We start from the raw sequence: 10,510 nt of genomic DNA, 5'->3' as shown, positions 1-10,510 counted from the left end.
CCTTTTCTCTCCCTGCAAAGCCGTTAAACGCGAAAAGTCAAAATGCCCTTTAACCGTCAGGAGGATGATGCCGGCGCCGGGATCCTCGGGCAGCTCGTAGTTTTCCCCGATATCCCAAATGTGGAACGCGACACCGTTATCATCACACACCTCTTTAATACCTTCAAACATATCCGTAAAAAACGGGTGGTTCAGGATGCTAACTTCATGATTCTGATGGGCAAAATACAAGGTGCGCAGCCCTTTGGAATCGGCTTGAGCCGGATTCTCATGGACGAAGCTCCCCTTCCCCCGGATCCTGTACACGAATCCTTCCTGAACCAGATCCGACAGTGCCCGCCTGGACGTAATTTCACTGGTGTTATACTCTTTTGCCAGCTCAATCTGAGTGGGGAGCGGATCATGCGGCTTGAGTTCTCCGGAGGCGATCTTTCGTTTAATATCGTTCATTATATATTGATACATCGGAGTCTTGTCCGACTTTTCCATATCCATGAAGCCATCACTCCTTACCAAATTGAGTTAAGTATACTTTAAACACAGTCACTCCTGCAAGCAAAAGGGCAGTCTCTGATCCTGGCGGAAAGAGAGACTGCCTGTAGGCGGCGGAACAGTAAATATCATGTTGGGCAGCGTCCGAAGACCGGATTCCTCCCGGCAGCCCATATTCCAGATCTGGACATCCTCGCGATTGCCGATCATCAATTAAGCAAAGTGTTAGCGGAGAGTAATGCGGCTCCTCCCCCCTTTGGTGTCTCAGAGTATGCAGATTATTTATCATCATAAAGGAAATCTATCCGTTACGGATTTAGCCGAGCAGGCCCACTGCAGTGAACGGCATCTCAGAAGAGCCTTCAAACAGGAATTGGGTTTAAGCCCTAAGGAGATGCTGGGAATCATCCGATAAAAGACCCGGACGGCAATTTGGTTAGTCGCGTCGCTTGATTCCTGATGGAGTGGAAAGGACTGGCCGAATAGTGCTCAACTTGATGGAATTTAGTAAAGGGCTGAAATTTTTCAGCCCTTTTCATCATGCTGCAGCTGCGCAGCTTTTTAAATTGAATGTGCTTGTCGTTATCCGCTGCAATCGACCAGTGGTGTCCGCTTTGGTGCTGCCTCATGAACCGGAACCGTTCCTCGAACGTGGACACGATCCTGATCCGTAGACACGGATATGTCGCGCAATCCTGGCGCCTTCCATGTCATTTGTGCGGGCAGGTGAGCCTCAAAGCGGTACACTCCGTCCACATCCCTTTTCCACTGGGCACTGATTTTTCCGTAACGGGTGACCACCGAACCTTCCGCCCACTCCACTTCCGCCACTGCGCTGGGACGGAGCGTAACTTGCCCATGACCCGCCTTAGAAATATCAATCCCAAGCAGTTCCCTGTTCAATAAATACGTCGGTGATGCTCCCCAGCCATGGCATAGACTTACCGGGACAGCGTCCTCCAAATAGGTTGGCGTATGCCCAAGGTAGGGGCTTGGCGTAGTCGAAAAGGGGAGATTCGGATCAAAGGTTTCCCACCAGGTTGTCGCGCCCCGATCCAGCATATCGCCCCAATAATTTCGGATGATGCGTACGGCATCCGCTGCATAACCGTAACGGAAAAGAGTCTCAAGCACGATATGATAAAAGAACGCTCCACGAATTTGCGGAAGCCGTCCCTTCAAGTAATATTCCTGCAAGAACACGGATATTTCCTCCTCATCCATGATTCCCGACCAGGCGGCCGCAAAATTGGTCTGTGCCGTGATACTGGAGGAAAGACCATCTCCGTTCAAACAGTCTGCATAAATCGCCGTATTCGGTATCCGGAGCAGGTTCCGGACGGACTTGCGAAGCTCCGCTGCTTGATGCGTAAATGAATTCCCGCTCTCCTCTTCCCCCAGCTCAAACGCCAGCGCGGCGGCCGTATGCAAAAATTTATAATAAAAGCAAGAGACGGCGGTTACGCGATCCTCCCGGTGGATTTCGTCCGACCAGTCGATAAAGCACCACATGCCGTCCCGATCTGCGTTGGCAAACAATCCGGCGTCATCTTCCTGCTCCGTAAACCACGCGGCAAGCTTCACGATATACGGCCATAATTCCTCTAAAAAAGCCCGATCCTTCGTATAATCGTAATATTCGGCTGCACCAAACAGCCAATGCGCGCAAAAATCGGGCAGCAAATAGGCGTTCCGCTGCGGTCCGGTGCCGGGTATGGAACCGTCGTCGTTTTGTATTTTCGCCGCCTGAAGCAATGACTTCCGGACGAGCCGGGGATCGTTGAACGTTTGATAGACCACTTTGGCCATGACAACCGAGTCGGCCACCCACAGCGCACCTTCGCGATAAGGGCAATCCTCAAAATGGTTCTGGCTGTTGACCATGGTTGTGTACCGGCCGACTTCCCAAATCCGGTTCAGCTTATCATCGCTGCTTCGGAAATGTCCCCCGTCCTTGTAAGGATAATGAACAAAACGGACTCGAAGGTCACAAATACGCAACGGAACAGGCGTCGCCATGACCCCAACCTTAAGGTAGCGAAATGCACGCCTTCCGAACGGAGTGATCTTGTTTACGCCTTTGCGGAGGAGGTACGTATCCCTCAAATCCAATTCCAGCGACTCCCCATAAAACAGCTGCAGAACCCCGCCTTCCTCAGCAATGACTTCAAGCTCCGGATAGCCGACGATCTCAGCTCCGAAGTCATAGGTAATCTGGGGAAAAGAGCCGGGAATCGAAGCGTCCATGACCACCGGTCCCCTTCCTTCCGCCGTGTCAGCAGCTAATTGCGCTTCCGGGGTTTGGATGGACCCAAGTAACGATTCAGCCGATACCACCGTTACCGGGGATACCAAGTTCTCCTGCAGATAAGGAATATCGCGCGCGACCAAGCGGGGCCAGGGGGAATTCTCCTGCTCTGCTGCTGCGATCACTTCCGCGGGCGGCCAGGAGGAATCGTCATAATCTTCGCATTCCCAGCCGTCTTCCCGGGACACATCCATCAATTCACGGTATCCGCCCCACATATGGAGGCGGCTTACTCCTGTTTTCCACCGGGGGGACCGCCTGCATTTCCATTCGGAGTTGCTGGCAACCGTCAGCAGGTTTGCCCCTTGGTCGTCAGCGCCGTAAACGTCGAGCTGGCATATCAATCCGCCGGGCCCCTGCAGCTGCTCGGTAACGATTTTGTCCTTACCAAAATTGTGTGCGGCCACCGCAATGCAGTTCCGGCCGTTTCGGAGCAGTGCGGCAACGTCGTGCGTATCGAAAGACATCCATAACAAGTCGGATGGCGCGGGGCCTCTGCCCGCTTCGATGCCGTTAATGTACAGCTTGTAGGATTGGTTGGCGGAAATCCGTACGAGCGCTTTTGTAAAGGGTACCGTCAGTTCAAAGGATTGGCGCGCTTCCACATATACGTTATTCTCATTCCCCGTTCCCTCTGCCCAAATCCATTCCGCTTTCCAGCTATCTCTATTCATCGCTTTACCTCCAGCTTGTGCTGATCTCGAGTATCCAGAAAATGAGTGCTTATGAATTATGATTCGTCGACCGCTCTGTACACAAAGTTCAATCGTCCTTCCGGCGCTGTGTCGCCGTGCAAATAAAAGTCTGCGATGTCCCCTTCGTTCTGCATATTGTCCACCCACTTGAACTCGATCCATATTCCTTTCGCTCGGTTCTCCGGAGCTTCATCGCCCCGAAGCTGTGCGAGCGGGATTTCAACATACATTTCATTCCCCGAAACGAAATAACGGATCTCTGCCGACGCTTTCCAGTTCCAACCCCCAGTGCTGTGTTCCAACAGCGCCTTGGAACGGTCTATGACTGTCCTGTTCACAATGTAATGGTACCCCTCCCATCCCGGGCTATGTTGTCTCCGGTTACGGATGAGCAGCATCATCCAGTGACGGTCCGTATAGGGGGTGATGGGATCTTTCGTTTTTGCGTAAAAATATAGACAGTGATCCGTATGAGCGGCTTTCAGGGAAATCAAATCATTTCTGCCCGTGTCTTGAAAATAATGAAAACTCCCATATCCGGCATGATCCCGGCGCATCGTATCCCCTTCAAAGTCCCTGTACAGCTCCGGTACAGACGGCCATGCCGTAAAGTCCGGCTCTGCAGCCAGGAAGGTTCCGCTGTCCACCGGTTCGGTCATGCCCTTGTAGCGGCGGATATAACCGACCAGCTGCATATAATAATGATCTTGATACCCGCCCTTCATCGGCTCGATATCCCGGCTGAATGCAAGCGTAGCTTGATCAACGAACAAAACCGGCCTATCCGTTGTTCCCTGCAGGCGCATGGCGATCCACTCGTTCCAGCCGGTAACGAAAATGATCTGCGGGTCCTCTGCAATAGCAAACTCCCATTGTTCGGCGATATTCATGCCCCGAAGAATGGATTCGGGCAGATCAGCCTCCGGTTTCTCCATCCCTTCGTGATAACCTCTCCCCCAATTGTTCCCGTACCCGTAAAAGGGCGTATCGCTCATAGCTACACTCGGATGCTGCGCGACGGAAACGCTGATCACTTCCTTCTCCCCTTCATCATTAAAAAACACCCGCTGCGGCCGCTGAAACTCGATCCATGGAAATCCGTTTACCTTTGCTTCCTCATTTGGCCATTGATTCCGGCGAAAGGTGAAAAAAGCCCGCTGTTCCTCCGTGCATTCCGCCGGATCTCCAATGATCAAAGGTTTGCCTTTCCAGTGAAACCATAGGTGCTTATAGCGCCCCGGTTTGTATATATCTTCGTACAATTCCGCAATCGTTGTTCCTGAATCCGTGTTCGTGTAAAAGGCAAACTGCGGTACGGCAAAGCCTTGTCCCCATACCTCGTCCAGCACGCGAAACAATACGTCGTATACCTTCTTGTATGTAACGGCATTGGTCGTGTCAAACACGATAAAATCCACGCCCGCACTCGTCAGAAGCTGCACGTGTCTGCGAAGTACCCAGGCATCGTCATTCAGATAATAGCCATACAAAGGTTCGCCCCAGAAGTGAAATGCATTTTCCGCCCCCCAGGCCGGGTGGGCTGGATCCCTGACCGCTTCGGGATATCGGGCGAGAATTTCGCTGTTATCAAAAGGACCTGACGTTCCCTGCTGCCCCAGCCACAGAAAGTAAAATAAACCTACGTACCTGCCTTCGCGCGTCGGCCCCGTTTCTGCCCGCGTTGGAAGCTCCCTTCCCAACCCGTCAATGCCTCCCCATTGATCGGCGTGCATTCGACTCACGTGATTCCGCATCCTTTCTGCTCCTCCCAACAGATCCGTGTCACACATAGGCGGCTCAACCTCCATTAACGAATATCGCAAGCACTTATTTCTAGAATTAAGTATTCTTATTAATTATATAATATACTTTGTTTGAGTCTTTTACAACTAAATATACATTGTTTGATTTGATCGCCAATAGGACAACTAAAAAAGACTGCGGCACTCCCTACCGAGCACCACAGTCATTTTTATATATAAGTTGAGAAGCTTGAATGGATGATGGTCGCAAGTACGTAAAATGTCCCTAAGATCGCTCCCACGCCAAAGGAAAAGTGAATTTACGGGAATCATAGTCCAACGTCAATGTCAGATCCTGTTCATTCAACGGAGCATATCGGGTGATCTCCAAGGTGATCTTCTTGCTCATCCCTGTTCCAACGTCGCCAAGATCATTACTTTCCTGGGATGCCTGAACTCCTTGGGGGAACTCCACCCTCAGCTTCTTGTTCAGCTTCTGGGATCCGAGATTGGTGACCGTGACGCTAAGCTTCGCCCCAACCTCAAGCTTGGGCGTCAGCTGCTGTACCGAAATCTTCAGGTTGGACGAATGAGGATCATATTTCACTTTTTCGGCAAAACGGGCTTCATCCACACGGAGTTCTCCTGTCAAAGGAGCTCCTCCCTCGGAGCGCACCCAGATTTTCACCCGGTCAACGGACTTTGCTCCCTTCCATTCCCCAAGCGGAAGCGAGACCAGCTGCCATCCCTTCGCTGCATCCAGCATGGCAGTTCCTTCGATCCGGTCAAATCCGCTGTACACAATAATCTTCGCCTCATATGCCTTTTCCGGATTCACATCGGCCAGCCGAAGCGCGGCTGTGAAATAGGGTGTCTTGCTCGCATCGACCGGCTCCGTGAACTCTTTCTGCACGCCGGCCCAATTTTTCGCGTACGGGCTGTTGAATCTGGCTGCCAGGTAGCCCGTTCCGTTGAAGGCGTCGCCGGAAGCTTTGCTCACTTCCTGCACCTCATCCGATGCGGCATAGCCGTCGGTGCCGGATTCAAAGCCGCTTCCTTCCCTTGGCTTCTGCACGTCACGAATGTAATCGAGGCCGCCGATCGAGGGAATCGTCCGGTCCTGAAGCTGGCCGGGATCAAAATTCGGAATCACTTCCCGCCAATCCGAAATCCCGATGATCGGCTTGGCAAACTCGGTTACTTCCAGCGAGCGGGCCGTATCGATATATTTAAAGACATCATAAATATATTTCGGTTGATCCGGCGTCACGACGCTGTCCGGGGTATGGGTCCACAAGCCGAGATTAAGCCCGCCCTCCTGTCCATGGTCAACATGCCGGTGGAGGATGAAAGCGTCAATGCCGTCCAAAAACTTCACTTTATAATAAGCATAGGCATAAGCGGCCGCCTGAAGCTTCTGATGCTCTTCCGAATTGGTCAAGCTGTGGAAGCCTTGCTCCGACAGGATGATTCGCCGCATCTGCCCGTTATTGAGAAGCTCCGGCTGCTTCATATAATCCACAAGAACGCCCAGGTTTTTAAACGTAATGCGCTGGGTGTCAAACGAATCCGTTGCCGTGGCATCATTCCAGAAGCGAGGGTTGAACAAATCTTCCGGGTAAGGATGCGCAGCAATGTTCCAGGCGAAATCGCCTTCTTTACGCGATAATTCCGCCATTTTATCGACAATGACCTTGTTATCGTATTTCCAAAGAGAAGCATCGTCCAGCTTTTCATTCCAGAAATGGTCCAAAGATACATACGTTCTGGCGTTGGCGTACTCGCTTTTGACGATGGTGTCGATCAGCCGGAAGGTCTGGACATACTCCCGGACGTAGGCATCCACCTTTTTGGGCCCCATATTGTTCCAAACTTTATTCTGGCCGACTTCATTGCCGACGATATAATTCACGGCTCTCCCGTATTGTTCGCTTTGCATCGAATAACGCTGCGCCATAAACCTGGTAGCCGCCTTCACGTATTTTACGCCCATTTCATTACTCGTATTGAGCGCATATACGGTCCCTCCGGGCTCGGAGTCCGGATGGATCAGGAACTCATTAGGTGAATCGGGATCCTTGATATCATACATGATCAAGATCAGGGAGACGATAATGCCGTTGTCGGACAAGCTTTTGATAGCGTTATCCATGCGTTCGATCCGGTCTTTGCGGAAATAGAAGGTTTCTCCCTCGAGGTCGTAAGCTATCGTGTTCTCCGGATGGTTATCGGATTTGTACATCAGTTCGTTGTAGCTTACATTCAGAGCGGCATGGCTGATTCCAAGCTCCTGGGCATCACCTGTCATTTGTACCTGAAGCCCCTTGATGCTTTGCGCCTCCGGATAGGGCTCGGTGTTGCGCGCAGTGGCTTCCGGATTGATGATATACTGTGGAGCGTCCATTGGAGTGTATGTGCCGTCTTCCGCAAGATATGCAACGGCGAATTTGGAGTAGAGACGGCTCCGCTGCCCGTCATTCACAGCCGTTTCGAACCGGAACGACTCGCTCAGACCGGTCTTGGCAAGAGGCGTCTTGGCTGAGAGCACATCCTTCGCATCCTCGTAGGTTGCCAATTCAAACAGCTCCAGCTGGCCTTCGGGATGAGAAGCCACAAAGTCGGGCCCAACCGTTCCTTCAACGATGATCCTGCCGTCCTGATCGATTCTCGCTTCCGCTTTGCCTGCATAAGGCTGCTCCATTTCCGGCAGCTGCCTGAAGCGAATCTGGTCCACCTTGATCGTACCGGCCGCTGCTTCCGGAATGATGCGGAATGCAGTGACGACGCCCTGCCATCCGGGATGATCCGAGAAGTTAAAATCCTGCGAGAAGGTGCCGCTGGCCGGAACGGTGAACGATTTCACCTGGTCGTCAGACCAATCTTCCCCCTCGGTCCGCCACTGGATTTTCAGTTCCTGAGCGCCCGTGTCGTTCGTCATGTCGATCGTCATGCCGTTCCTCTGCGCAGTATCGATCTTGATTTCCGGTGATTCGATGTACCCGCCTTCGGCCTCCATGCGGTATACCAGTGCCCCGTCTTGTGCCTGTACCGAGCCGTTCATGGCGGTGAAGCCTTCAGTTTCCCCTTCCTGATTAAACCCGAGATCAATCACGTTCGTCGCACAGATGTAATCGATCTGAAAGCGCCCATCCCAGGAATCGTATCCCGGCTGCCCCGGCTGCACATTTTCCAAATCGAAATTTTGCATAAAGGATATTTCCATCTTGGTGACGGCATGTTTGCCTCCCCAATCCCCCAGACGGATAAAGACCCGTTTCCATTGATCCGGGCGGATATGGGCGATGCTCTCAAACTCGTCGTCTCCACTGAACAATTTCACCTTCAGCACATAGTCTGCAGAGGCCTGCCAACCCCAGCTGTCTGCCGCAAAAGCCAGGAAACGGTAGGCAGACAAGTCCTTCGGCTGCTCGTATTCCGTATAGATCGTGCGCCATTCATACACTTTGACCGGGTTCGGGACCTGTTCCAGAGCACCGCTTCCTTCATACGGCGAGTTCGGGCCGTTTAGCATACTTGTCACATACTTGACCTCTTTGGTGTTGGTTCCCGCTTTCCAGGACGCTACATCTTCAGGTGTGTTGAAATCGTGGAGGACGAGGGCAGGAATCAAATCCTGGCCTGTGAGGACATGATCGGACTGCGGAAGATCCGGTATATACGGACCTGCGTGCACCTTGAATACCGGAACAAGCTGAATGAGCATGACCACGGACAAAATACCTGATAACAGTCGCAGACGCACTTTGTGAACCTCCTTTATCATTATATTCGGTATGTATTTTATATTTTAAGTATTCTTAATACAATCATTATTTTTCAATGTATACTTAAATAATTCTCCAGGCCTATTCGTTTCGATCCTTTTGACAGAATTCGCTTTATTCAAGCAATTCTCTGCGTTTTTTTGCGAAAGTTTGCGATGTGAAATCAGTCATTAGAAAAATAAAAAAAGCTCACCACTGAAAAATCACAGTGATAAGCAATCCGTAAACCATTCTTCAATCCGGCTTAACATGTCGTCTTCCGTATCATGATCACAACGTATTAAGAAATTCTCTGGCTTGCTGCGGAGTCTTTAAATTGGCACTATGAAGATGAGCCACTTTTTGTCCGTTCCTGAAAACCAGCAGGCTTGGAATACCTCGTACGTCCTGCCCTTCGGCTACATCCACAAGTTCCTCCACGTTAACATCATAGAAATTAAAAGTCGGATATTCACTTATGATCTGTCCGAAGTGCTGGTCCAAGCGTTTGCAGTCCGGGCACCAATCCGCATAAAACTTGACAACCGCTGTTTGATCTCCCTGAATCTCACGTTCAAATTCCGAAGCAGAACTTAATTTTTTCATTTCCCTTCATCTCCCGTTATATATTTCAATGATTTTCTATCCCCGTTCCCTGCTACCCAGCTAACTATATGGGAATGAACATTCTAAATATTCCGCAAACTTACCAAGGCAGCGAATCGTTCAAGTGAAAGAAGCCCCCAGTCGGCCCGTCTTCTTGGAGCGAAGCCAACAATACACTCGTCTCGCTGCCGCCTGCTTCATCCAGATCTGCATGTTCCCCGCCAAGCTGCGTACGGACCCACCCCGGATGTACAGAGTTCACTTTGATCGAAGTATCCTTGAGCTCATGTGCCAGATGAATGGTAAAAGCGTTCAGCGCCGCTTTCGAGGCATTATAACCAAAGGTTTTGATAGAATAAATCGGCGAGCCTGGATCTGCCTGCAGGGTTAATGAACCTAAGATGCTGGACACGTTGACGATCCGGCCCGCTTCCGATTTGCGGATCAATGGAAGCAAAGTTTGGGTTAACTCAACTTGAGCAAAAAAGTTCACATCGAACGTATCGCGCAGCTCTTTTAATGGTATAGCACTCGTCTGGTTTTGCGTCGCGGCAGAAATGCTGGACTGCTCGAGGAGGACGCCGGCATTGTTCACCAAAATATCCAGCTTACCATACGTTTCTTCAAGGTACTGATAGACGGCGGCATGATCTTGTTGATCGGTCACGTCGATTTGAATGCTTACAGCCTTTAGCCCTTCTTGATGTAATTGATACGCTGCTTCATTTCCTTTACGGATATCACGCGAGCCGAGAATGACCGTTGCCCCCAATCGGGCCAAGCCGCGGGCGGTTTCCAGTCCGATTCCTCGTGTTGCACCTGTGATCAATGCGATTTTTCCTTCTAAATTTGGTTTTGTCATACTTGTCGTCTCCTTTTATTTGAGAATGAACATTCTGAAAT

7 protein-coding genes are annotated in these 10,510 nt (G+C 51.1%); 1 reads left to right on the top strand and 6 read right to left on the bottom strand.

All coding sequences use genetic code 11. The annotated features are described in order from the left end of the window. Positions 1-495 (bottom strand): GntR family transcriptional regulator (locus BCV73_RS35670; RefSeq protein WP_256992743.1); only part of this gene is annotated, 495 nt, incomplete at its 3' end. 235 nt (positions 496-730) lie between these two features. Here BCV73_RS35670 and BCV73_RS36195 point away from each other — a divergent pair. Then, positions 731-907: an AraC family transcriptional regulator gene (locus tag BCV73_RS36195; RefSeq protein ID WP_089546290.1), complete on the top strand. Its 177-nt coding sequence runs from the start codon at positions 731-733 to the stop codon at positions 905-907. A gap of 167 nt (positions 908-1,074) precedes the next feature. On the opposite strand, the gene BCV73_RS04805 is transcribed toward BCV73_RS36195, so the two are convergent. From BCV73_RS04805 to BCV73_RS04785, 5 genes are all read right to left on the bottom strand, one after another. Further along, positions 1,075-3,474, bottom strand: a complete 2,400-nt coding sequence (locus BCV73_RS04805) for an alpha-L-rhamnosidase-related protein (RefSeq protein ID WP_089546289.1) — start codon at positions 3,472-3,474, stop codon at positions 1,075-1,077. Positions 3,475-3,530: 56 nt separating this feature from the next. Further along, complete coding sequence (locus tag BCV73_RS04800) at positions 3,531-5,237, bottom strand: hypothetical protein (protein WP_143811825.1); 1,707 nt, start codon at positions 5,235-5,237, stop codon at positions 3,531-3,533. 286 nt (positions 5,238-5,523) lie between these two features. After that, positions 5,524-9,000 carry a DUF5722 domain-containing protein gene (locus BCV73_RS04795; protein WP_089546287.1) on the bottom strand — a complete coding sequence of 1,159 codons (3,477 nt, stop codon included), beginning with the start codon at positions 8,998-9,000 and terminating at the stop codon, positions 5,524-5,526. Positions 9,001-9,292: 292 nt separating this feature from the next. Further along, positions 9,293-9,607, bottom strand: a complete 315-nt coding sequence (locus BCV73_RS04790; protein ID WP_089546286.1) for a thioredoxin family protein — start codon at positions 9,605-9,607, stop codon at positions 9,293-9,295. A gap of 100 nt (positions 9,608-9,707) precedes the next feature. Beyond that, positions 9,708-10,469 carry an SDR family oxidoreductase gene (locus BCV73_RS04785; RefSeq protein WP_089546285.1) on the bottom strand — a complete coding sequence of 254 codons (762 nt, stop codon included), beginning with the start codon at positions 10,467-10,469 and terminating at the stop codon, positions 9,708-9,710. Between the last annotated feature and the right edge of the window lie 41 nt (positions 10,470-10,510).

This window comes from Paenibacillus sp. SSG-1 (assembly GCF_002224835.1).
In the GTDB taxonomy this organism is placed as follows: Bacteria; Bacillota; Bacilli; order Paenibacillales; family Paenibacillaceae; genus Paenibacillus_AQ; species Paenibacillus_AQ favisporus.
This window is presented reverse-complemented; position numbering and strand designations above follow the sequence as displayed.

Coding starts and splice junctions, on each gene's coding strand:
- BCV73_RS04805 (WP_089546289.1), bottom strand. CDS start 3,474: ATGAATAGAGATAGCTGGAAAGCGGAATGGATTTGGGCAGAGGGAACG.
- BCV73_RS04785 (WP_089546285.1), bottom strand. CDS start 10,469: ATGACAAAACCAAATTTAGAAGGAAAAATCGCATTGATCACAGGTGCA.
- BCV73_RS36195 (WP_089546290.1), top strand. CDS start 731: ATGCGGCTCCTCCCCCCTTTGGTGTCTCAGAGTATGCAGATTATTTAT.
- BCV73_RS04790 (WP_089546286.1), bottom strand. CDS start 9,607: ATGAAAAAATTAAGTTCTGCTTCGGAATTTGAACGTGAGATTCAGGGA.